This is a genomic window from Mesorhizobium sp. P160927, assembly GCF_057766385.1.
The window spans coordinates 3,410,370-3,429,173 of the sequence record NZ_JBYMDW010000001.1 but is presented as its reverse complement, the minus strand read 5'-3'; the positions used below and the strand labels follow the sequence as shown (position 1 = coordinate 3,429,173).

The window sequence follows — 18,804 nt, the reverse complement described above, 5'->3', positions numbered from 1 at the left end:
CACGGTCGTGTCGATCGGCATGTATGGCAGGCGATTCTTGCTCACCCGACCCTCCTGTCGGCGCGCGCACCGTCTTTGGCCATTTGCAGGGTGCGATAGACGGCGTCCTCGCGGCATTGCAGGGCCTTGGCGATGTCGACAGTATCGAACTGGCCAGAGCCCCACAGGATGATGGCAGCAAGCGCCTGTTCATCACGCAGATAGGCGCCGTCGGCGCGGCCGTCTTCGAAAACGCCGTGGCAGTGGGGGCACGAGGTTTTCATTGTGCCATCATCCGAACAAGGCGAGTTGCGCCGATCATTGCGTGATCTCCGTTCCCTCGATCTTGCCGGTGAGCGTCAACTCATAGTGGTGTTTGGCGCAGAGAACTCGGAAGTCGGTCACATGATCGCGCACATAGGCGAAGTGACGGGGATGCCGATGCTGGGAGCCGCGCGTGCCATGGATGTAGTCGACATGAAGCCAGTGCCGGTTCATCGCTCCACAGACGACGCACTTGCCGCCGAGAAGGTCGAGAATGCGGTCGCGTTGCTTGTCAGCGTGCTTCCTGTGGTAGGCCGGATCGGCTGCGACCAGTTCGCGTCGGCGTTCTTGGCGTTCAACGGTCCAGCCGCGTATCCGCTTGTTGTTGGAGTTCTTGGCGCATTTCTTGTTGCAATAGCGCCGATTGCAGTCCGATCGGCCAGACGCCTCGAACGGCGTACCGCACCACTTGCACGTCATCTGGCGTGGTGCAGGCCTCTTGCTGCGCTGCTGGCAAAGCGCCGAGCAAAAGCGCTGCGTCCGGCGCTTCGCCTCAATAGGGGTCTGGCACGTTTCGCAGGTGATGTTCATTCGTCCATCATCCCCACAAGCTTAATTGCGCCGCGGGAGCCGCGGTCGGCGAGGCGAGTTGCGAGAGTGCGGATCGCATTTCCAGCCGCCAACGGGTGAACACCGTTGCCACACATACGGAGGGCGTCGTGGCGATGTCGCAGAATGCGGGCGGCCAGCCCATCAGGGTCTCGCGGAATGAGACTGACCTGATCAGGTCTGGGCGGTCCATGTCTTCCAACTGGTCGCAAAGATTGGCTACGTGGAGACGATCTCCATTGCCCCTTTTGATCCGATTCCCTCTTCCCGATTGTCCTTTGGCATCGCGCGTCGTCGGCGACTGCCAGAATGAATAGCCGGTCACGCCGGATTGCTGCGCCCGTTTCAGCCGCGCTGAACAGTCCACCCTCCAGCGCAAAGCCAAGTCGCTGAAGGTTTCGCCAAACTCTTTCGGCTCCGCCTTCGTCGACCATGCCGGGGACGTTCTCAATGAGGACGAACCAAGCTCGCGACTGCACAACGATGCGTCGCGCTGCCGGCCATAAATCGCGTTCGTCGGCCTTGCCGTTTCGCTTTCCAGCTCGGCTCCATGGCTGGCACGGGATGCCGCCAATGACCCCGTCCACAGCCCCACGCCAAGCTCTGCCGTTGAAGGTTCTGGCATCACTCCAAACAGGAGCTGGAGCCAGGAGACCTTTTTGCATTGCTGCCACCAAGTGCGCGACGGCGAAGGCTTCCCTCTCCACCATGCAGACTGTTCGAGCGCTCGGAATTGCCAGTTCGACGCCGAGATCGAGGCCGGCCCCTCCGGTGCAGAGGCTGAGGATGTCGATGCGTTCGGGACATAGAGCCACATTCACCCGGCCGCCCTCGCGTTCGTGACTTCAACAGCGCGCTCGTAGTCCTCAGCGATGGTGCCGAGCACCAGGAGTTCGGTTCGCTTCTGGTCGATCTCGTGATCAGGCCGCTTGGCCTTCCCAAACGCGAACCGGGAAAGCCAATCCTGCTTGCCGGCGATGAGCGCGCGCACCGTCGAGAGCTTGACGTGATACGTGATGGGCTGGCCGGCGGCGATCATGCTGCCTCCGCCAGGAAATTGTGCTCACGGTTCGTCAGCCGCACTTCGTGGTACGCGCAGTACGGCTTGCCGGATTCCGCTAGGAACCCGCAGCTGAGCATATCGGGACCGGGCTTCTCTTCCAGGTCAGAACTAAGCGGCGCGCGGCACCTGTCGGGTAAGCAATCGACAAAGCGCATGGCGGCGAAATGGGCCTGCCGCAACGTCGGAGGCCTGCTGGTCGCAGGGGACTTAAACCGGAACGTTTCGCCCTCCCGGTCGATCTCCTCAATTGCCGCGATGAACAATCTGCCGGGGAGCTGGTACGGCGCGGGGTGCTTAGTCGACGCGCGAGCAGGCTTGGCCTTCGGTTTAGGACCAGGCATCGGCCGAACTTCGGCTGGAGCCAAGCCTTGCTTACTTGGCCGGGTGCGCCCTTTTTTGGCGTTTGCGAAGCCGATGCCGCTGAGCGTCTTGTGGCGATGAACAATTCCGATGATGGCATTGCGCGAGACCGCCCGGCCTCTCATTGCGGACAGCTTGCCGGCGGCCTTAGACGCTGAATCCCCTGCCTTGAGCCAAACGGCAATGCTGTCGATTTCAGATTGGGTATAGCCGGTCATTTTGGCCTCGCGACAAAATACCGGCAGCAAGGCGCCCCCGACGGGATCTCTTTGCGGTCGTCGCCGGTGAGCTGGCGATATTTGTCACAGATCATCTTGTTTCGATTTGTGACCCAATGTTCGCACGCACTGCACGATGAGCCGGACGGCCCTGAGCCCGCGAAATGCGCCATGCCGACTACGGTGCGGTTCAGCGCACCCCGCGCCACGGTAGCGGCATCGGTCATTTGCCCGGCGTGCTGGAATGCTGGCATTGCGACCTCCTTCAGATCATTCCGCAGCCTCCAGGATCTCGGAAAGCTGCCGTGAGATTTCAGCCAGCCTTGCGCGCTCGATGATCGGCGCGGCCCACTGGCGGGTAGTTGGAACTGCTTCGGCGAGAAAGGCCGGGCCGAAGGCTGAGATCATCGCCGCAAGATGCTCGCCGGACGGTCGTGTGTGGCCGCTGAGCCATTTCTCTGCGGTCGACATCGTGGCGCCGACGATGCTGGCGAGATGTGCCGCGGTCGATGTCGGAAAAGCCCGCCGCGCAAACCGGCAAAACCCGTCCATGTCGAGCCGCAATGTTTTGTGGTCGAAGGTCGAAGACATTCTGTGACACCCCATGCTGGATTGAAGTCCAGCTAGCCGGGGCGTCGACATCGGGTCGACTTCGCGGAAGAGCGGAGAGCCCGCCTGGTGGCGGCTCCGGAGAGGATCGAACAACATGGAAAGGCCCCACAGACACGATACAAACAGTGAGTTCGAAACGATTGGTCAGGCCGCGCGTAGGCTCCTGGAAGAACTGCACGCGCGGGTAGGAACGAGGGGGGCGAACGATAATCATGCTGCCTCCCTCGCCATTGCGATGAGGCGGCGCAACTCCGCCTCAGCGTTGCAACGAGTGGCACCGGTAGCGAAGGCCCCGGTTTGGGGGTCGCGAGCGGTCCAGGTGCCGTCACAGGTGCAGGTGATGACGAAGGACGTGCTCATGACCGCACCGCGTCGACAAGCGTCTCCACGATGCCCCAGCACCAAACGAAGGGGATCGTGACAGGCCAGAACAAGGCGAGCGCGACGGTGCCAATTGACAACCGTCCCTCGCCGATCTCATGGGCGTAGTGGACCGCTAGCAATGAACCCGCCGCATAAAGATAGAGGGCCAGAATGGTCATGCCGCCCTGCCCTTCTGCCGAGCGACGGCAGCATCGTTGGCGCATTTGGCGCAAGAAGCCTGGCTATGCGTCCATCGGCACGACTGCGGTTTCTGGCAATCGGGATTTGGCGCCGGCGACGGTGGCTTCTTGAGGAATGCCGGAACATCGGCATCGGAAATCGTGACGGCTTGCCCCGAATTATTCTGACGTACCCCCTGACCGATGATGGCGGTCTGAGGACCATCATTCTTTGCGCGAACCGCTTCGGGGCTTGGTGTGCTTGGTTGGCCGTCGGCAACCACTGTGCAAGCGCGGCCTGGCATCTCGGGATTATCGGCCGCCGCCGCGAGGGGTGGTTCGGCGCCGGCCTCCTTTGTTGCAGGTTGGGCTTGGGGTGCGGGCACTGCAACAGAGTCGGAATTGGTGGCCGGAGCGGAGGGAGGAAGTTCCGCTCCGGCCGTATCCGTCGTTTCTGGGGAGGAAGTCAGATCGGACGAATTCTGTTCGATTATCTCGCCGGTCTCAGTGTCGTGCGGCGGAAATTCTTCAATGATTTCTCGTGTACGCGCACGGGCATGCGCCTGAGGCCTCGTGGCCTCCTCGTAGGCCGAGCGGTAAAGGTCGAGGATGGTGTTGCGCTCTTCGAACGCAGCGCTGTCCTTGGACTTCTTGCGCAACTCGGTGACGAGCGCGCCAACGGCGGTGCGGTCGAAACCGCAACCCTTCAATTCGGCATAGACTTCCTTGATGTCATCGCCGATCGTGTCCTGCTCTTCCTTCAAGCGAAGGATGCGATCGACGAAAGCACGGAGTTGGCCGGCAGCGACAGTCTGGCTGGTTTCGGTGATGTCGGTCATGCCGCGCGCTCCGAAGCGCTGGCGGCGAGGGTCTGGAGAACCTTCCGAGCTGGCCCGCGCGGCGGCATACCGTTTTCCCAGTTGGAAACGGTGCTCTGGTCGACGCCTACTGCTTCGCCCAGTTGCGCCTGTGTGAGTCCGAGTTTGGCGCGGATTGCCCGCACGTCGATTGGATGTTCCATGCTGATATTATGGAAAACTCATAGTTCTCTGTCAATGAGTTTCCCATAATTATTTCTGGCAAACTCAGAGGATGGAATTGCACGAGCGATTGGTGGCCGCCAGAAAGCAGGCCGGATACGAAACCGCGGTCGAGGGCGCCGAGGCGGTTGGCGTTCCGTACGGCACCTATTCAGGCCACGAAAATGGCAGCTCTGGCTTTCGGGCCGACAAGGGCGAGATCTACGCCAGGAAATACAAGGTGCGTTTCGAATGGTTGATGCGAGGAACCGGCCCCATGGTCGACCTGGCATCCAAGTATCGTGAGTTGCTCACGACCTTCGATAGCCTTCCTCCCGATCTGCAAGCGAACTACGCCGAGATTCTGCGCAATCTTGCAAAGCCTTTCCAACAGCCAGAGCCTGATCAAGCACAGCCTCCGGCAAAAGCAAAATCAGCTTCAAAGTAGCGTCTCGATCCACGATCTGACGCATTTCCCAAAGCGACATCGTGTCCGCCAAGCAGCGCAGCTGGGTCAGCGTTTCCTCGTTCGTTGCCTTTGGCCGTGTCTCTACCTTGATCATTTCTCCCCACCTATTCGGCACCAGTTAGGCCTAGGAAACTGTTCCTATGGCGCAGAGTCAATGGCCGGTCGCGGGGTTCGCTCGGCGACGCTCCTGACAAGTACCTTCAGGAGCGTGCCGCTCGCTGTAAAATGCGTTTCGCTTGTTACTTGAAGGGCAAACCGCTTAGATCGCGGGAACACGCAGCTTTGGGAGGGACGAATTTGAGTCGGCATCCGCGAAAGCACCGAATTCGGCGACAGATCGTCGGAGAGTAACGCGTGACTAGCGGCGCCGACCATGAGTTTGGCAACCTCTCAACCGACTTAAAACTCTCGCTAGTTGAGGGATATTTGAAGGCCTTCACATCGGCCTTACGCAGCAAATTCCCGGAGCTTTGGTACATCGACGCCTTCGCGGGCACTGGCGAGCGCACGGTGAAAACCAAGGCTGTGCCGGCCCTCAACTTTTTGCCTGCAATTGAAGAAAAGATAGAGCGGCGGCGCGGGTCGGCCCGAATCGCCCTTGATGTTAGTCCTTGTTTTGATCGCATTGTCTTCATGGACAAGAAGCGAAAGCATTGTGCTGCGCTAGAGACACTCAAGGCGGAATTCCCAGCTCGAGAAATTGACATCGTCAGAGGGGATGCTAACGCCGCTATCCTGGCGGAGTTGTCGTCAACCCGTTGGGTTGGAAAACGTGCTGTGATGTTTCTCGACCCCTACGGAATGGATGTCGCGTGGTCGACGCTCGAGGCTATTAGGCGCACCGAAGCTATCGACGTGTGGTATCTGGTGTCGTTGGCCGGGCTTTTTCGTCAGGCCTCTCACGACCCAAAGAATCTTACGGCTAGGAAACGCGCTGCAATTACGAGAATGCTTGGCAGCGACGAATGGGAGAGTGAATGGTATCGGTTCACGCCACCCGTCGCCGACCTTATCAGCACCATCGACGAAACGCATTTGAGGATTGCCGACGTCGACGCGATGGAACAGTTCGTGGGGAAGAGATTGAAGGCGCTGTTCCCAGCCGTCCTTCCCCCTCGCCGCTTACGCAGCGACCGAGGGGTCCCTTCTTTCTCGCTATTTTTGGCGATCTCCAATCCGGAACCGAAGGCCATTGGTCTTGCTACCAAGATTGGAAATCACATCCTCAAAGCGCGGACGTGAGAGGCATCTCGTCATATGTCTGACCATTCAAAAGGCGACCCGTCGCCTTTTTGTTGCGACCACCCCATTGCTTGAAAAAGAACGCCGTTCCGCTCCGTCGGCACCTGGTCTCAATTTCATCGACCCAAATCGGATCCATCTCGCGAGCGCCCGGGCCTGACTCGCCGCCGACGATAGCCCAATGAATATCGGTGAGGTCAGCGCCGGCGACAGAGCCGATCAGCGGCTCGAGTGAGACGAAGCGGATGGCGGCCGGCACGCGGCGGAGGTCATCGAGACGATCAAGCACGCGGCTGTCCTCGACACTGGTCCCAAGCCACACGTTCTGGAGAACCGGGAAATCGCCGCGCGCAAGGACGTCGGCCATTACTTCCGGCCGCTTTGTCAGGATCTGGTAAGTGTGCCGCGGCGTTGCTTCCATCACGGACCAGACCTGGCGGATGAAGTTCGCTGGCACGTCGACATGGAAGAGATCCGACATCGAGTTTACGAAGACGCGGCGCGGCTTAGACCATGTCGATGGGATCGCGAGCGAATTCGGATCAGTCACAACTTTGCCGGTCCATTTCGCACGGCTGCCGGTTTTGCGTGTCAGCCCCCGGTACTTTTCCATGCCCATAGCTTCGAGGCGCGCAGCCATGCGCATCGCGTAGCAGTTCGTGCAGCCAGCCGTGAGGATCGTGCAGCCCGCCACTGGATTCCAAGTTGCATCTGTCCACTCGATCGAAGTCTCGGCCATGGCAGAACTATCCTCTCCGTTGGTGTTTAAACTGTGAAGCTGGCGTGACGCTCCGTCAGCCCCATGCCAGTTCTGAACCGACCAGGCGGCGATCCCATTGATTCGCGCGACGAGGCGGTCGCGCCAAAGTGATTATGACTTTTCCATAATTCATGCTTGACGTAATTATGAGTTTCCCATAGCATTCTCATCACATCAGATGAGGAACGGCAATGAACACCCACTCCCTCGACCTTACCCGCGACGGCCTGATTTCAGCGTTGACCGCCAAGCCCAACCTGCTTCCACAGACCAAGGCTGAATTCCTCCGCGACGTGATCGCGATGAAGCGCGAGCGCGGCGATACGGACATTGCGGATTTCACGATGGTCTGCCGCGAGTTCGGTTCGGACATCAATGCAACGGTGGGAGGCGCCGCTTGGGCGATGCGCTGTTGGGTGAAGAACCGGAAAACCTGGATTAGCGAAGTGCAGCACGCCCGCCGCGTCGCCTTTCTCGCGGATCTGGATGCAGTGATCGCCGGCACCTTCGGTGTCGAATTCAAGGCGGTGGCGTAATGGCCCCGCTCAGCTTCCGCGAAGTGTTTTCGATCATCCACATGCTCGACCTGTCGGACCTTGAACAGGCAGGCGTCATCACCCCCGGCGCCAATGGCGGCTCGGACTGGAGAAGGTTCAACAACGACATCGGTACCTTCATTCTCAAGCTTCCGATGGAGCGGCTCGACAAGCTGGTCGGCCTGATTGAAGCGCGCCGCGCGGAGGTCGCGTGATGGACGCCACCCTCACCCACGCCTGCAACTGGCTCGTCGATCACCGATGGACGGCATGTGCCGTCCTTTGCGCGGTCTGCATCGCTGCCGGTCGGCTCGATCTGGTGCTCCCATGAGGGCGCCCGCATTCTTCTCCGAGCACGTCGACGCGGTCATGGCCGGGAAGCCGCTCGATGAACAACTGACAGCGCTCGCAGCACTCATCCAGGAAGCACAGCAGAACAAGGATGCCGGCTACGGCCCGCCCGTCGACGATCTGCGCATGGCGCGTCGCCGCTGGCTCACCCTCTACGACCAATGGGCAGCGGAAAACCTGCCGTCTTACGAAAGGAAGGTTGCATGAGCACGTCACTCGACGTCCGCACGGACGAAACACACCTCGTACCATCGTCTGATGATCGCATGGTCGCGGCAATCGAACGCGTCGCCATGGACCCGACCGTTCCGATCGAGCGGCTCAAGGAAATGCTGGCGATGAAGGAGCGCATGGAAGACCGCGCCCTTGAAGCCGCCGACCGCCTGGCGAAGAAGGCGTTTTTCGCCGCCATGTCGAAGTGCCAGGCCGAATTGCCGGTCGTCGTCAAAAACCAGAAGAACGACCACACCAAGTCGACCTATGCCGATCTTGCCGCAATCGAGCAGCAGGCCATGCCGATCATCCACAAGCATGGCTTCGCCGTCTCGTTTCAGCCGGATGGCTACAACGAACTCGGCGAACTGCGCATTCTCTGGGAGATTTCCCACGAAGACGGGCACGTTCGAAGTGGTGATGCTGGAATTCCAGTCGACGCGGCCGGCTCTCAGGGCAAGGTCAACAAGACCGGAACCCAAGCGTTTGGAAGCACCGCCACCTATGGTCGGCGATACCTGCTCTGCTTGCTGTTCAACATCAGCACCGGCGACGACAGGGACGGCAATCGCACCGATGATGATGCGACCATCACCAATCAACAGCGCGACGAGTTGCAGAACTTGGTCGACGAGCTCGGCTGGAACGTCCCGGACTATTGCGCCTGGCTGGGTATCGACGCGCTGACGCACCTCCAGGCGAAATTCTTCGCGCGGGAAAAGCAGCGGCTCGAAACCAAGATCCGCATGAAGGGATCGGCACAATGATCACCATCATCAACTGCGCCCAAAATTCCGAAGAATGGCACCTCGCCCGGGCCGGCATCCCCACCGCCAGCATGTTTGCGACTGTCATTGCATCGGGACGCGGTGGCGGGGACAGTAAGACCCGCGCGAAATATATGCGGCAGCTGGCCGGCGAGGTCATTACCGGCAAGCCCATGGACGGCTTCACCAACGCCCATATGGAGCGGGGGCACGACATGGAGCCGGAAGCACGCGAGCTCTACGCCTTCGCGACCGACACGGCCCCGGAACAGGTCGGCTTCATCCGCAGCGGCCAGAAGGGTTGCTCACCGGATTCGCTCGTGGGCGCCAACGGCATGCTTGAGATCAAGACCAAGTTGCCGGATCTGGTTATCGAGTGCTGGGAGCGCCGCGACTTTCCGCCCGAGCACAAGGCGCAATGTCAGGGTGCCCTCTGGGTTGCCGAACGCGAGTGGATCGACATTGTCGTCTACTGGCCCGGCATGCCGGTTTTCATCAAGCGCGCCTTCCGTGAAGAGGCCTACATCGCGGAAATCTCGAAAGCAATCGACCAGTTCAACGCGGAACTGGCGGCGCTTGTCGACCGCGTCCGGCACTACGGGCGGCGATCCGACATTCTCAACAATCCCCTCGTGCAAAACGTTCTCGCTGGCTGACCTCCGGCGATCCGGCGCGGCTGTGTCCCCGTACCGCGCCGGCAATCCCTTTGAAGGAACAGACGATGGCTGAAACTCCGATCACAATGCGCTGGGACCGCGAGGCGATGATTCCGGTCTCGCAGTTTTGGGCCGCACGCGCCGACAAGGTATTCGTCGTGGGCGAAACCTACCGGATCATTGAACATCACGACCGTTCGGCCAACTCGCATCGGCACTATTTCGCCTGCATCCATTCGGCTTGGCAGAACCTTCCCGACGAACTGAGCGAGATCTACCCGACCGCCGAGCATCTGCGGAAAAAGGCGCTGATCCGCAAAGGCTATCGCGACGAGCGGGAATATGTCTGCGCATCGAAAACCGCCGCGCTCGACCTGGTGCGGACCATCCGCCCCCTAGACGACTACGCCATCATCGAGGCGCGCGAAAACGTAGTGCGCATCTGGACGGCGAAAAGCCAGTCGGTTGCAGCCATGGGCGCCAATGCATTTCAGGAGAGCAAGCAAGCCGTTCTCGACTTTGTGGACGATCTGCTTGGCGTTGAGCGTGGCGCGACCGCGAAAAGCGAGGCCGCATGACGCTCTCCGCTCTCATCCGCCGCACGATCGTACAGTGGAGCTTGTGGCGCTCGCACCGCGAGACCCGTCGCGCGATCCCGCAGCTCGCAGCGATCGACAAACGCCGGACTGAATGCCGGCGGCACCATAGGCGCGGTGCTGCGGCACTCGACCTGGAGGCCAAGCGTATCACGACGGCGGCACTCGCCGAGAAGCGGGTGCAGTGATGGCTCCGAGAAACAGCCGCGTTACCAGCACCGAAGTCATCTATGGTTTCTGGCTCGTGTTCGAGGAGGCCGGCGGCATTCGATTGGCTCGCACGTCACCAAGTCTTGACCGGGCCGAGCGCGCCATGTTCATCCAGGCAAACCTACCGCGCAGCCTGTGGCAAACCCCAAGTTTGCGAGCGAGCATAGGTGTGCAGGCCGGCCCAAACGGTGGGTATTCCGTCGACCTCTCCGTTGCTTCCGAGGCTCTTCGCGGTGCTCTCGGCGTGGACGTGGATCTTCAGGTGATCCCTCACGACCAGGCGGCGCGCTGATGGCCGGGTTCGCGATCAAGCGCCCGCCGACGGCGTTCTCCACCTCGCCAGCAAAAGGCCGCCGCCGGCCGCGCCAGGAAGATGACGCGCACCTGAAATGGATCCGCACCCTTCCCTGCATCGTCACCGGTGACAGGCCCGTTGAAGCCGCTCATATCCGTTACGCCGATCCTGCCTATGGAAAGCGGGAAGTCGGCGGTGCCGAGAAACCTGACGATCGTTGGACGGTTCCGCTGAGTTCAGCCCTCCACCGTGAGCAGCACAGCCAGTCAGAACGCTCTTTTTGGGAAGCTCGCAGCATCGACCCCTGCCGGGTTGCCTTGGCCCTCTATGCCGTATCTGGCGACGATGAAGCCGCTGAAATCATCATCCGTGCAGCGAGGAAGCCATGACAGACGATGGCGGCGATCATGGGTGAGCGGGCGCTACTGTCGCCCGGTCAGGCTGCGCGGGAACTGTGCATATCCGAGAAGCAGTTGCGCGCCCTGACTTGCGCCGGCCGAATTCGCTACGTCAATGTCGGCCTGGGCGAGAAGAGAGAAACCAGGCGGTACGACCCGACCGACCTTGAAGAATTTCGAGAGGCCCGCAAATGTCTGTTTTCAAGCGCCCCGGCCAATCGGAATACTCGTACGACTTCCATTATCGACGCCAGCGATTTTCAGGCCCGACTGGATGCACGTCGAAGCGCGAAGCTGAAAAGGTTGAAGAGGCCGAGCGAACGCGCCTGAAAGGGCTGCAATTCGACGCCAGCAAGCCGCTCTCCTTCAGAGCCGCCGCCGCCCAGTACTGGAATGAAGTCGGCCAGTTCCATCGCAACCACGTTGACACGCTGCGCGCCCTGGAATGGCTTCAGGAGCAGATCGGCGCCTCGACCTTGATATCGGCCATCAACGACGCCACCGTCGCCAAGGCGGTGGCTAAGAGGCGCGGCGAGGATGTTTCCCCCGCAACCGTCAACCGAAGTGTCTGCGAGGTGCTGAGGGCTCTGTTGCGGCGCGCCCGGCGCACATGGAAGCAGTCCGTCGCGGATATCGAATGGAAGGACCATTTCCTCAAGGAGCCGCAGGAACGCGTCAGGGAGGCCACTGCGGACGAGGAAGCCAAGTTCATGGCCTCGATCCGGGGCGACTATGCGCCAGCTCTCCGGTTCGCGCTTCTGTCAGGGTGCCGGCGGGCCGAGATTGTCGGCATGGAATGGCCGCACGTCGATTTCTTCAACCGGGAATTCCGCGTGACCGGCAAAGGCGACAAGACGCGCACGATCCCAATGACCGAGGCGATGTTCACGCTTCTGTGGAGCCTAAAGGACCACCACAAGACGGCGGTGTTCACCTACGTCGTCAAGCGCCCTCGCCCTGGCGCAATCAAGGGCAGTCGAGTTCCTATCACCATGGAGGGCTTCAAAACCGAATGGCGCCGCACCAAGGGCCGCGCCGGCGTCGAGGATTACCGTTTCCACGATAATCGGCACACAGCCGCCACGCGCCTGGTGCGCGCCACCGGCAACCTGAAGATGGCCCAAAAGCTTCTCGGCCATACCGAGCTTGCTACCACGTCGCGCTATTCCCACGTGACCAAGGATGATCTGCGGGCTGCAATGGAGGCAAGCGAGGCGGCACGCGCGCCCGAAGTTGCGGCAGCGCCGGCGCCGGCGGAGAACAAGAATTGAACATCCGTGGGACTTTTGGTGGGACTTTTGGCGCCTCTCGTGGGAGTTGTATGCCGTTCGTTCCGTTTTTACATTTCAGGGGTTGCCACGGAAAGGCCGAAACCCTATAGCCCGCAACGTTCGGAGTGTAGCGCAGCCTGGTAGCGCATCTGGTTTGGGACCAGAGGGTCGGGAGTTCGAATCTCTCCACTCCGACCATTTCTCTTTAAAATGCGACACCGATGGCACCGAAGGGGTTTTGGCCCCTATCCGCGTGTCGCTATTTCATGCTCGCTTCCATCGCCATTGCCGGCTTAAGCTGCGGCAAACGGGGGTTTGCGGTGCTTGGGATCGATGCTTGGGTCTCGCTGTTCGGGCCGGCCTATTTTGCCTATGCGGGCGTGACGGTTCCGTTCATGGTGGCATGGGCGATCGCCTGTGCGGCCTTGGCGATGTGGAACAATCGCGAGAGCCGCAGGCTTGGCAGGCTCGCACCTGGCGTCGTCGCCTCCCGTTCGTGGGCAGCCAGCATCGGAATTTTTGTGCTGGTCGCCGCCTGCTATATCGCCGTGCACTCAGCCGTCTATCTGTTGGTCCGGTATTTCGTCAGAATGTGGCTGTGATTGGCCGCAAGCTCACCGCCAACAGTGCTACGTTGAGAGCACACCCTCGATATCGGTTTTCGAAAAATCGGCTCCGCCCTCCGCGCGGCGCACCAGTTCGGTCAGTTGTCCCTTGGCATCGGTAACGGATACCTGCATCGATTACTGCGCATGGACCAGTCTCTGGTCCAAGTTTCAATTGAGAAATAGACCGTCGAGTGGTCCGCTTGAAGAGTTTCGACGATGCTGGGCGGTCACTGTCGTCGGGGTGAATGTCCGCTGCGGCGCAACCGCTCGACGCATTTTGAACGCAAGCTCGCCGGGCGAGAACCCCAACCGCCTCATTCCCGGCGAGCCTACAACCTGATTTGGAACGCAATCAGGACCGGGGTCAGCCGGCAAGCTCACGCAGCAAGATGAGTGCCAGTTTTGTTTCCCAAAATGGGACTCTGGTCGAGACGGAGACCTCTGGAAACCTGAAGTCATCAAATCGCGAACTCGCCCTGCCCCTCGTCCATGGCATTGACGGTTTCGGCGGCCAATGCCCTGGTGATCGGCATCTTGCGCTCCAGCGCGGTACGATCCAGGCGCTCCACCACACGCATCGCGGTTGCCAGAGAACGCTCGATGCGCCGCACCAAATACTGCACGACATGCGGCTCGACCTCGACCTGGCGGTCGGCGAACAGCTTGGTGATGACGCCGGCGAGCAGGAGATCATCGGGCTCATGGATCTCGACTGTCGCCGCCGCCTTGAGCCGCGATGCAAGATCGGGCAGCGATACACCCCAGGCCGAGGGAAAGCGGCGTGCGGTCAAAAGCAGCGTCGAGCCGGCGCCACGCACCGCATTGATGAGATGGAACAGGCCCAGTTCGTCGACCGCGCGTGCGTCGACGTCATCGATCAGGGCCGGGCGGGCACCGAGATTTGCGATGCTGTCGCCAATGCGCCTGGCGTCGACAGTCACCGCCTTGGCGCGCGCACCCCAGATCGAGGCCAGATGCGTCTTGCCGGAGCCAGCTGGGCCTGCCAGCACCACCACCGGTGCTGGCCAATCCGGCCAGCGGTCGACCAGTGCGGCCGCCTGGTTGTTGGTGCCGGAGACGACCAGCTCATCACGCGAGTAACCGGTGCCATGGCCGAGATCGAGCGGCAACTGGCGTGGCGGGTCGGTTCGCTGCGCGGTCACTTCAGCGACGCGGTTGCGAGCGGTGGCCGCCGTCGCGATCGGCTGGCAGTGGCGGCGCGGGTTCTGTGGCATGGCCTTTGTAGAGCGGCGACTCAAGATAACGGGCGATGGCAAATCGCACCAGCACCGCAACCGCCGCTGAAGCCGGCACGGCAATCAAAAGGCCGACGAAGCCGAACAGCGCGCCGAAGGCGAACAGCGCGAACATCAGCCATACAGGATGCAGGCCGACGCTTTTGCCGACCAGCCTTGGCTGCAGGATGTTGCCTTCGATGAACTGGCCGATGAAGAAGACCACCGCAACCGCGACGATCATCGTCCAGTCCGGCCAGAACTGGACGAAGGCGACGCCGACGGCCAGCACCAGCCCGGTCAATGAGCCGACATAGGGAATGAAGGAGATCAGCCCGGCGAACAGGCCGATGAGGATGGCGAAGTTCAGCCCGGTCAGTGTCAGGCCGGTGGCGTACATGGCGCCCAGCACCAGGCAGAGCGTGCCCTGCCCGCGCACGAAGCCGGCTGTGGCGGTGTTGACGTCACGCGCGATGGCGCGGACCGTGGCGACGTTGTCGCGCGGCACCCAGCTGTCGATGACCGCCACCATGCGGTCCCAGTCGAGCAGCATGTAGAAGGCCACGACCGGCGTCACCACGAACAGGCTGACCACCGAGACCAGGGCCACGCCCGAACTCCAGATCGAAGTGAAAACCGTGGTGAGCAGGCCGAAACCGGAGGTCAGCAGCGAATTCAACCCATCGCGCAAGCCATTGGCGTTGACGCCGAATTTCTGTTCAAGCCACTTCGGGTCAAAGGAGGTGATCAGGCTCTGCAGCCGGGTCAGGTATTCCGGCAGCTTGCTGGCGAAATCGGCCATCTGCGTCGCCAGCACCGGGATGAGGATGACGAAAGCCAGCACCAGTACGATCAGGAAGGTGATGAGGATGACCACGGTCGCCATGAAGCGGCTGAGGCCGAGCCGCTGCAGACGGTCGGCGACCGGATCGAGGAAATAGGCAAGCACCATGCCGGCGACGAAGGGCAGCAGGATGTCGCTGAAGACATAAAGGAAGAGCGCCAGGATCGCGGCCCCCGCCAGCCAGAAGAATATCTGGCGGCGGAACGTGGAAGACGCCTCTGCCTCTGCCGCCGTCTCGCCTTCCGGCACGACCACAACCATCTGGCCGTCGTAGGCCTTGCCCAGCGCCGCCGCCTTGCGGGCGGCCGGCTTGCGGGCAGGCTTGCCGTCGATGGGCTTGTCAGCCTGATTTACCGCCTTCGCCATAGCCGCTCATATGCCTCAGCCAAGCCACGAGATAGGCCGCGGCCGAAGCCACGGTCAAGACCCCGGACAGCAATATGAGGCCTGGCCGCAGAGGGTCGAGGTGCACGGCAAAGGCGAGTTCGCCCAGCACAACCGCCGCCAGCACGATCTGGACGGCGGTATTCGCCTTCGACACCAAAAGCGGTTTCATCTCGACCGGATGGGCCATCGCCGTGGACAACAGGACCGCGCAGACGATCAACGCGTCGCGCGACACCATGGTGACGACCAGCCAGAGCGGCAACTGCCCGATGATGCCCATGACGACGAACACCGAAACCAGCAGCAGCTTGTCCGCGATCGGATCGAGATAGGCGCCGAACCTGGACTGCTGGTTGAACCGGCGGGCTATGAAGCCGTCGACGCCGTCGGAAATGCCGGCAACGACGAAGCAGGCAAAGGCCCAGTCCCAACGAGCCTGCAGCATGGCCATCACCACGGCAGGCACCAGGACAACGCGCAGCATGGTGATCAGGTTGGGGATGGTCAACGCATTGTCCCGCCGTATTATGCGTTGAGATAGATGAGGGAGATGGAGGGCCGAGGCAAGGGAGAGCCGGCTGGGCCAGCCGCAAGCACTGAGTGCGATGCCCCGGCTATCCACGCTTTTGTCGGGCCAAACGGAACCCGGTTCGGCCGTTATCCTTGCCCCCCGAAACCATTCATGCGAAGAGCCCGCAAACGAGCAGGGAAAATGCGATGAGCAAGCGCGACGCATCAAAGCGCGGAAACGGGCTCACCTATGCGCAGGCCGGTGTCGACATCGATGCCGGCAATCTCATGGTGGAGAAGATCAAGCCGCTGGTGCGCGCCACGCGCCGGCCGGGGGCGGATGGCGAGATCGGCGGCTTCGGCGGCCTGTTCGACCTGAAGGCGGCCGGTTTCACCGATCCGGTGCTGGTAGCAGCCAATGACGGCGTCGGCACCAAGCTCAAGATTGCCATCGAGTCGGGGAAACACGACACGATCGGCATCGACCTTGTCGCCATGTGCGTCAACGACATCGTCGTGCAGGGCGCCGAACCGCTGTTCTTCCTCGACTATTTCGCCACCGGCAAACTCGATCCCGATCAGGGTGCCGCGATCGTCGGCGGCATCGCGCAAGGCTGCCGCCAGGCCGGCTGCGCGCTGATCGGCGGCGAGACGGCGGAAATGCCGGGCATGTATCACGGCAAGGATTATGACCTTGCTGGCTTTGCCGTGGGCGCGGCCGAACGTGGCCAACTCCTGCCCACCGACGACATCGTCGAGGGCGACGTGCTGCTCGGGCTGGCCTCTTCCGGCTTGCATTCGAATGGTTTCTCGCTGGTGCGCCGCATCGTCGCCGCCAGCGGTCTGGCGTGGAACGATCCGGCACCGTTCAACGACGAGGCGACGCTTGCCGAGGCACTGCTCGAACCCACCCGCATCTACGTCAAGTCGATCCTCAAGGCGATCCGCAACACGCATGGCATCAAGGCGCTGGCGCACATCACCGGCGGCGGCTTTCCGGAAAACATTCCGCGCGTGCTGCCCAAGGATTTCTCGGCCGAGCTCGATCTCGAAGCCATCGACGTGCCGCCGGTGTTTTCCTGGCTGGCCAAGACAGGCGGCGTGGCGCCGGAGGAGATGATGCGCACCTTCAATTGCGGCATCGGCATGATTTTGGCTGTCGCTTCCGGTCAGGCGGCGCAGGTCGCGGCCGTGTTGCAGGAAGCCGGCGAGACGGTGACGCCGATCGGCCGCATCGTGCCGCGGCGCGACGCCGGCGTCATCTATCGGGGTTCGATCGGCCTATGAGCACGCAGAGAAAACGCACTGTTGTCCTGATTTCGGGGCGCGGCTCCAACATGACCGCGCTGATCGCGGCAGCCAACGATCCGGCCTTCCCGGCCGAGATTGCCGGCGTCATTTCCGACAAGGCGGACGCCGCCGGCCTCGGCATCGCCAAGGCACGCGGCATCGCCACCCAGGTCATTTCCCGCGCCGACCATGGCAGCAAGCAGGCGCATGACGCGGCGATCGACGCGGCACTTGCGGCCTTCAACGCCGACATCGTGGCGCTGGCCGGCTATATGCGCATCCTGACTCCCGGCTTTGTCCAGAAATGGCAGGGCCGCATGATCAACATCCACCCTGCCCTGCTGCCGGCCTTCAAGGGGCTCGACACCCATGCGCGCGCATTGGCCGCCGGCATCCGCATCCATGGCTGCACGGTGCATTTCGTCACATCCGAGATGGATGATGGCCCGATCATCGCGCAAGCGGCCGTGCCGGTGATGGTCGGAGACAATGCCGATACGCTGGCCGCCCGCGTGCTCAAGGCTGAGCACCGGCTCTACCCTCTGGCGCTTGGCCTGGTCGCCGATGGCAAGGCACGCATGGAGGCCGGGCATACGGTTCTTGCCCACTTCGCCGACGATGCCGACAACGGCACCTCGGTGGTGATGGCGCCCGATCCGCTGCGCGAGGAAGCCGACCTCGAGCATCTGGCGCGGATCACGCCCTGAGCGAAGAGCGCAGCGATGAAACAGCTGCTCCTGCTGCGTCACGCCAAATCGAGTTGGGACGACCCTGACCTCGACGATTTCGACCGACCGCTGGCGGAACGCGGGTTGAAGGCGGCCCGGCTGATCGGCCGCGAGCTTGCCGCGCGCGACTGGCTGCCGGATCAGGTGCTGGTCTCGCCGGCGCTGCGCACACGCGATACCTGGCGGCTGGTGGCGGCGGAACTGCCAGTGCATCCCCGGGTCGCGTTTGCCGAGGCGCTCTACGATGCTGCAGCGGCGGATATTCTGAGTCAGCTACGCAAAGCGGACCCGTCGAGCGGCTGCCTGCTGGTTCTCGGCCACAATCCGGGCCTTGAGGAGCTGGCAAAACAGCTTGCCGGACCGGGATCGGAGGCGAAGGCGCGCAAGAGGCTCGAGAAAAAGTTTCCGACAGCAGCCCTCGCGCGCTTCGTCCTTGAAGACGATTGGTCCGGTCTGTCGGCCGCCAGACTGACACATAGCCTGCGGCCGAAGGATCTGAGCTAGAAGTCTGATGTCGCGGGTGCGGAAGATCAGACCCGCCGCACCCGCGACATCAGTTACCCCAGATGCCCTGGCCAGGCTCGGGCCAGTCGGTGGCGGGCTTGTCGGCGGTCTCGTGTTTAACTTTCAAAACAGGGGCATCTAGCCCGCGAAAAACATCGCCGGCCGCAGCCAAGCCGCATTTGCCTTGCGTTGCGATCCGATACTATCGATCATCCGGGTCCGATTGCCGAATGGGATCGTCGATCGAGCCTTGGTGGCCGTTGAGACC

Annotated in this window: 30 protein-coding genes, 1 tRNA gene and 1 pseudogene; 17 read left to right on the top strand and 15 right to left on the bottom strand. The window is 61.8% G+C overall.

Annotated elements, in window-relative coordinates:
* Positions 1 to 41: 41 nt before the first annotated feature.
* The 10 genes from AC3CB8_RS16530 to AC3CB8_RS16485 all read right to left on the bottom strand — a co-directional run bounded on the left by AC3CB8_RS16530 (position 42) and on the right by AC3CB8_RS16485 (position 4,668).
* Positions 42 to 263, bottom strand: a complete 222-nt coding sequence (locus tag AC3CB8_RS16530) for a hypothetical protein (RefSeq protein WP_352679066.1) — start codon at positions 261 to 263, stop codon at positions 42 to 44.
* 34 nt (positions 264 to 297) lie between these two features.
* Positions 298 to 834: a hypothetical protein gene (locus AC3CB8_RS16525; RefSeq protein WP_352679069.1), complete on the bottom strand. Its 537-nt coding sequence runs from the start codon at positions 832 to 834 to the stop codon at positions 298 to 300.
* Positions 831 to 1,667, bottom strand: coding sequence for a DNA cytosine methyltransferase (locus AC3CB8_RS16520; protein WP_352726585.1), 837 nt, complete (start codon positions 1,665 to 1,667; stop codon positions 831 to 833). Before AC3CB8_RS16520 ends, AC3CB8_RS16525 begins: the two co-directional genes overlap by 4 nt.
* A gap of 2 nt (positions 1,668 to 1,669) precedes the next feature.
* Positions 1,670 to 1,891, bottom strand: coding sequence for a hypothetical protein (locus AC3CB8_RS16515; protein ID WP_352549135.1), 222 nt, complete (start codon positions 1,889 to 1,891; stop codon positions 1,670 to 1,672).
* Positions 1,888 to 2,493 carry a GcrA family cell cycle regulator gene (locus AC3CB8_RS16510; RefSeq protein ID WP_352679075.1) on the bottom strand — a complete coding sequence of 202 codons (606 nt, stop codon included), beginning with the start codon at positions 2,491 to 2,493 and terminating at the stop codon, positions 1,888 to 1,890. Before AC3CB8_RS16510 ends, AC3CB8_RS16515 begins: the two co-directional genes overlap by 4 nt.
* Positions 2,490 to 2,747, bottom strand: coding sequence for a hypothetical protein (locus AC3CB8_RS16505; protein ID WP_352679078.1), 258 nt, complete (start codon positions 2,745 to 2,747; stop codon positions 2,490 to 2,492). The genes AC3CB8_RS16510 and AC3CB8_RS16505 overlap by 4 nt, the downstream gene beginning before the upstream one ends.
* A gap of 16 nt (positions 2,748 to 2,763) precedes the next feature.
* Positions 2,764 to 3,084, bottom strand: coding sequence for a hypothetical protein (locus AC3CB8_RS16500; RefSeq protein WP_352549130.1), 321 nt, complete (start codon positions 3,082 to 3,084; stop codon positions 2,764 to 2,766).
* A gap of 377 nt (positions 3,085 to 3,461) precedes the next feature.
* Positions 3,462 to 3,647 carry a hypothetical protein gene (locus AC3CB8_RS16495; protein ID WP_352549128.1) on the bottom strand — a complete coding sequence of 62 codons (186 nt, stop codon included), beginning with the start codon at positions 3,645 to 3,647 and terminating at the stop codon, positions 3,462 to 3,464.
* Positions 3,644 to 4,486 (bottom strand): DUF2312 domain-containing protein, encoded by an 843-nt coding sequence (locus AC3CB8_RS16490; protein ID WP_352679081.1) that lies wholly within the window; start codon positions 4,484 to 4,486, stop codon positions 3,644 to 3,646. The genes AC3CB8_RS16495 and AC3CB8_RS16490 overlap by 4 nt, the downstream gene beginning before the upstream one ends.
* Positions 4,483 to 4,668, bottom strand: coding sequence for a helix-turn-helix domain-containing protein (locus AC3CB8_RS16485; protein WP_352549124.1), 186 nt, complete (start codon positions 4,666 to 4,668; stop codon positions 4,483 to 4,485). Before AC3CB8_RS16485 ends, AC3CB8_RS16490 begins: the two co-directional genes overlap by 4 nt.
* A 71-nt stretch (positions 4,669 to 4,739) precedes the next feature.
* Between AC3CB8_RS16485 and AC3CB8_RS16480 the strand changes: the two genes are divergently transcribed.
* Together AC3CB8_RS16480 and AC3CB8_RS16475 are read left to right on the top strand one after the other, a co-directional pair.
* Entirely contained in the window at positions 4,740 to 5,114 is a 375-nt protein-coding gene (locus AC3CB8_RS16480) for a helix-turn-helix domain-containing protein (protein ID WP_352549122.1), read from the top strand.
* A gap of 375 nt (positions 5,115 to 5,489) precedes the next feature.
* Positions 5,490 to 6,377 (top strand): three-Cys-motif partner protein TcmP, encoded by an 888-nt coding sequence (locus AC3CB8_RS16475; RefSeq protein WP_352679084.1) that lies wholly within the window; start codon positions 5,490 to 5,492, stop codon positions 6,375 to 6,377.
* On the opposite strand, the gene AC3CB8_RS16470 is transcribed toward AC3CB8_RS16475, so the two are convergent.
* Complete coding sequence (locus AC3CB8_RS16470) at positions 6,361 to 7,116, bottom strand: DUF5131 family protein (RefSeq protein ID WP_352679087.1); 756 nt, start codon at positions 7,114 to 7,116, stop codon at positions 6,361 to 6,363. The genes AC3CB8_RS16475 and AC3CB8_RS16470 overlap by 17 nt on opposite strands.
* Positions 7,117 to 7,376: 260 nt before the next feature.
* On the opposite strand from AC3CB8_RS16470, the gene AC3CB8_RS16465 reads away from it, so the two are divergent.
* From AC3CB8_RS16465 to AC3CB8_RS16410, 12 genes are all read left to right on the top strand, one after another.
* On the top strand, positions 7,377 to 7,673 hold the full coding sequence (locus tag AC3CB8_RS16465) for a hypothetical protein (RefSeq protein ID WP_352679090.1): 297 nt from the start codon (positions 7,377 to 7,379) through the stop codon (positions 7,671 to 7,673).
* Positions 7,673 to 7,888 (top strand): hypothetical protein, encoded by a 216-nt coding sequence (locus AC3CB8_RS16460; RefSeq protein ID WP_352549114.1) that lies wholly within the window; start codon positions 7,673 to 7,675, stop codon positions 7,886 to 7,888. Before AC3CB8_RS16465 ends, AC3CB8_RS16460 begins: the two co-directional genes overlap by 1 nt.
* Before the next feature lie 112 nt (positions 7,889 to 8,000).
* Positions 8,001 to 8,231 (top strand): hypothetical protein, encoded by a 231-nt coding sequence (locus AC3CB8_RS16455; protein WP_352679093.1) that lies wholly within the window; start codon positions 8,001 to 8,003, stop codon positions 8,229 to 8,231.
* Complete coding sequence (locus tag AC3CB8_RS16450) at positions 8,228 to 9,004, top strand: ERF family protein (RefSeq protein ID WP_352679096.1); 777 nt, start codon at positions 8,228 to 8,230, stop codon at positions 9,002 to 9,004. The genes AC3CB8_RS16455 and AC3CB8_RS16450 overlap by 4 nt, the downstream gene beginning before the upstream one ends.
* The gene (locus tag AC3CB8_RS16445; protein WP_352679099.1) at positions 9,001 to 9,660 is read left to right on the top strand and encodes a lambda exonuclease family protein; all 660 of its coding nucleotides are present in this window, start codon (positions 9,001 to 9,003) and stop codon (positions 9,658 to 9,660) included. Before AC3CB8_RS16450 ends, AC3CB8_RS16445 begins: the two co-directional genes overlap by 4 nt.
* Before the next feature lie 50 nt (positions 9,661 to 9,710).
* A complete protein-coding gene (locus tag AC3CB8_RS16440; RefSeq protein WP_352726570.1) occupies positions 9,711 to 10,238 on the top strand; it encodes a hypothetical protein in 528 nt (175 codons plus the stop codon).
* Positions 10,235 to 10,444, top strand: a complete 210-nt coding sequence (locus AC3CB8_RS16435; protein WP_352679105.1) for a hypothetical protein — start codon at positions 10,235 to 10,237, stop codon at positions 10,442 to 10,444. Before AC3CB8_RS16440 ends, AC3CB8_RS16435 begins: the two co-directional genes overlap by 4 nt.
* Positions 10,444 to 10,758 (top strand): hypothetical protein, encoded by a 315-nt coding sequence (locus AC3CB8_RS16430; RefSeq protein ID WP_352679108.1) that lies wholly within the window; start codon positions 10,444 to 10,446, stop codon positions 10,756 to 10,758. The genes AC3CB8_RS16435 and AC3CB8_RS16430 overlap by 1 nt, the downstream gene beginning before the upstream one ends.
* Positions 10,758 to 11,150 (top strand): DUF968 domain-containing protein, encoded by a 393-nt coding sequence (locus tag AC3CB8_RS16425; RefSeq protein WP_352679111.1) that lies wholly within the window; start codon positions 10,758 to 10,760, stop codon positions 11,148 to 11,150. Before AC3CB8_RS16430 ends, AC3CB8_RS16425 begins: the two co-directional genes overlap by 1 nt.
* Before the next feature lie 200 nt (positions 11,151 to 11,350).
* Complete coding sequence (locus tag AC3CB8_RS16420) at positions 11,351 to 12,430, top strand: site-specific integrase (protein ID WP_352679115.1); 1,080 nt, start codon at positions 11,351 to 11,353, stop codon at positions 12,428 to 12,430.
* Positions 12,431 to 12,551: 121 nt separating this feature from the next.
* A tRNA-Pro gene (locus AC3CB8_RS16415) sits at positions 12,552 to 12,628 on the top strand.
* A gap of 68 nt (positions 12,629 to 12,696) precedes the next feature.
* Positions 12,697 to 13,032 (top strand): hypothetical protein, encoded by a 336-nt coding sequence (locus tag AC3CB8_RS16410; RefSeq protein ID WP_051407658.1) that lies wholly within the window; start codon positions 12,697 to 12,699, stop codon positions 13,030 to 13,032.
* 72 nt (positions 13,033 to 13,104) lie between these two features.
* Here AC3CB8_RS16410 and AC3CB8_RS16405 read toward each other — a convergent pair.
* The 4 genes and pseudogenes from AC3CB8_RS16405 to AC3CB8_RS16390 form a co-directional block, all read right to left on the bottom strand.
* Positions 13,105 to 13,170: pseudogene (locus tag AC3CB8_RS16405) on the bottom strand (type II toxin-antitoxin system prevent-host-death family antitoxin); the annotation flags it as partial.
* A gap of 326 nt (positions 13,171 to 13,496) precedes the next feature.
* Positions 13,497 to 14,201, bottom strand: coding sequence for a DnaA regulatory inactivator HdaA (hdaA, locus tag AC3CB8_RS16400; protein WP_352551309.1), 705 nt, complete (start codon positions 14,199 to 14,201; stop codon positions 13,497 to 13,499).
* Position 14,202: 1 nt separating this feature from the next.
* Positions 14,203 to 15,483, bottom strand: a complete 1,281-nt coding sequence (locus AC3CB8_RS16395; RefSeq protein ID WP_435053047.1) for an AI-2E family transporter — start codon at positions 15,481 to 15,483, stop codon at positions 14,203 to 14,205.
* On the bottom strand, positions 15,458 to 16,012 hold the full coding sequence (locus AC3CB8_RS16390; RefSeq protein WP_352726568.1) for a CDP-alcohol phosphatidyltransferase family protein: 555 nt from the start codon (positions 16,010 to 16,012) through the stop codon (positions 15,458 to 15,460). The genes AC3CB8_RS16395 and AC3CB8_RS16390 overlap by 26 nt, the downstream gene beginning before the upstream one ends.
* A 209-nt stretch (positions 16,013 to 16,221) precedes the next feature.
* On the opposite strand from AC3CB8_RS16390, the gene purM reads away from it, so the two are divergent.
* The 3 genes from purM to AC3CB8_RS16375 are packed head-to-tail and all read left to right on the top strand — an operon-like array spanning position 16,222 to position 18,536.
* Positions 16,222 to 17,301, top strand: coding sequence for a phosphoribosylformylglycinamidine cyclo-ligase (purM, locus tag AC3CB8_RS16385; protein WP_023773453.1), 1,080 nt, complete (start codon positions 16,222 to 16,224; stop codon positions 17,299 to 17,301).
* On the top strand, positions 17,298 to 18,011 hold the full coding sequence (gene purN, locus AC3CB8_RS16380; protein WP_023773452.1) for a phosphoribosylglycinamide formyltransferase: 714 nt from the start codon (positions 17,298 to 17,300) through the stop codon (positions 18,009 to 18,011). The genes purM and purN overlap by 4 nt, the downstream gene beginning before the upstream one ends.
* Positions 18,012 to 18,026: 15 nt before the next feature.
* On the top strand, positions 18,027 to 18,536 hold the full coding sequence (locus AC3CB8_RS16375; protein WP_352565175.1) for a SixA phosphatase family protein: 510 nt from the start codon (positions 18,027 to 18,029) through the stop codon (positions 18,534 to 18,536).
* Positions 18,537 to 18,804 lie beyond the last annotated feature (268 nt).

Bases quoted from the DNA above. Each gene is read 5' to 3' on its own strand.
- AC3CB8_RS16455 (WP_352679093.1), top strand. From the start codon at position 8,001: ATGAGGGCGCCCGCATTCTTCTCCGAGCACGTCGACGCGGTCATGGCC.
- AC3CB8_RS16375 (WP_352565175.1), top strand. From the start codon at position 18,027: ATGAAACAGCTGCTCCTGCTGCGTCACGCCAAATCGAGTTGGGACGAC.
- AC3CB8_RS16470 (WP_352679087.1), bottom strand. From the start codon at position 7,116: ATGGCCGAGACTTCGATCGAGTGGACAGATGCAACTTGGAATCCAGTG.
- AC3CB8_RS16505 (WP_352679078.1), bottom strand. From the start codon at position 2,747: ATGCCAGCATTCCAGCACGCCGGGCAAATGACCGATGCCGCTACCGTG.
- AC3CB8_RS16480 (WP_352549122.1), top strand. From the start codon at position 4,740: ATGGAATTGCACGAGCGATTGGTGGCCGCCAGAAAGCAGGCCGGATAC.
- AC3CB8_RS16485 (WP_352549124.1), bottom strand. From the start codon at position 4,668: ATGGAACATCCAATCGACGTGCGGGCAATCCGCGCCAAACTCGGACTC.
- AC3CB8_RS16525 (WP_352679069.1), bottom strand. From the start codon at position 834: ATGAACATCACCTGCGAAACGTGCCAGACCCCTATTGAGGCGAAGCGC.
- AC3CB8_RS16435 (WP_352679105.1), top strand. From the start codon at position 10,235: ATGACGCTCTCCGCTCTCATCCGCCGCACGATCGTACAGTGGAGCTTG.
- AC3CB8_RS16515 (WP_352549135.1), bottom strand. From the start codon at position 1,891: ATGATCGCCGCCGGCCAGCCCATCACGTATCACGTCAAGCTCTCGACG.
- AC3CB8_RS16425 (WP_352679111.1), top strand. From the start codon at position 10,758: ATGGCCGGGTTCGCGATCAAGCGCCCGCCGACGGCGTTCTCCACCTCG.
- AC3CB8_RS16395 (WP_435053047.1), bottom strand. From the start codon at position 15,483: ATGGCGAAGGCGGTAAATCAGGCTGACAAGCCCATCGACGGCAAGCCT.
- AC3CB8_RS16420 (WP_352679115.1), top strand. From the start codon at position 11,351: ATGTCTGTTTTCAAGCGCCCCGGCCAATCGGAATACTCGTACGACTTC.
- purN (WP_023773452.1), top strand. From the start codon at position 17,298: ATGAGCACGCAGAGAAAACGCACTGTTGTCCTGATTTCGGGGCGCGGC.
- AC3CB8_RS16510 (WP_352679075.1), bottom strand. From the start codon at position 2,493: ATGACCGGCTATACCCAATCTGAAATCGACAGCATTGCCGTTTGGCTC.
- AC3CB8_RS16530 (WP_352679066.1), bottom strand. From the start codon at position 263: ATGAAAACCTCGTGCCCCCACTGCCACGGCGTTTTCGAAGACGGCCGC.
- AC3CB8_RS16460 (WP_352549114.1), top strand. From the start codon at position 7,673: ATGGCCCCGCTCAGCTTCCGCGAAGTGTTTTCGATCATCCACATGCTC.
- AC3CB8_RS16495 (WP_352549128.1), bottom strand. From the start codon at position 3,647: ATGACCATTCTGGCCCTCTATCTTTATGCGGCGGGTTCATTGCTAGCG.
- AC3CB8_RS16445 (WP_352679099.1), top strand. From the start codon at position 9,001: ATGATCACCATCATCAACTGCGCCCAAAATTCCGAAGAATGGCACCTC.
- purM (WP_023773453.1), top strand. From the start codon at position 16,222: ATGAGCAAGCGCGACGCATCAAAGCGCGGAAACGGGCTCACCTATGCG.
- AC3CB8_RS16490 (WP_352679081.1), bottom strand. From the start codon at position 4,486: ATGACCGACATCACCGAAACCAGCCAGACTGTCGCTGCCGGCCAACTC.
- AC3CB8_RS16450 (WP_352679096.1), top strand. From the start codon at position 8,228: ATGAGCACGTCACTCGACGTCCGCACGGACGAAACACACCTCGTACCA.
- AC3CB8_RS16500 (WP_352549130.1), bottom strand. From the start codon at position 3,084: ATGTCTTCGACCTTCGACCACAAAACATTGCGGCTCGACATGGACGGG.
- AC3CB8_RS16430 (WP_352679108.1), top strand. From the start codon at position 10,444: ATGGCTCCGAGAAACAGCCGCGTTACCAGCACCGAAGTCATCTATGGT.
- AC3CB8_RS16410 (WP_051407658.1), top strand. From the start codon at position 12,697: ATGCTCGCTTCCATCGCCATTGCCGGCTTAAGCTGCGGCAAACGGGGG.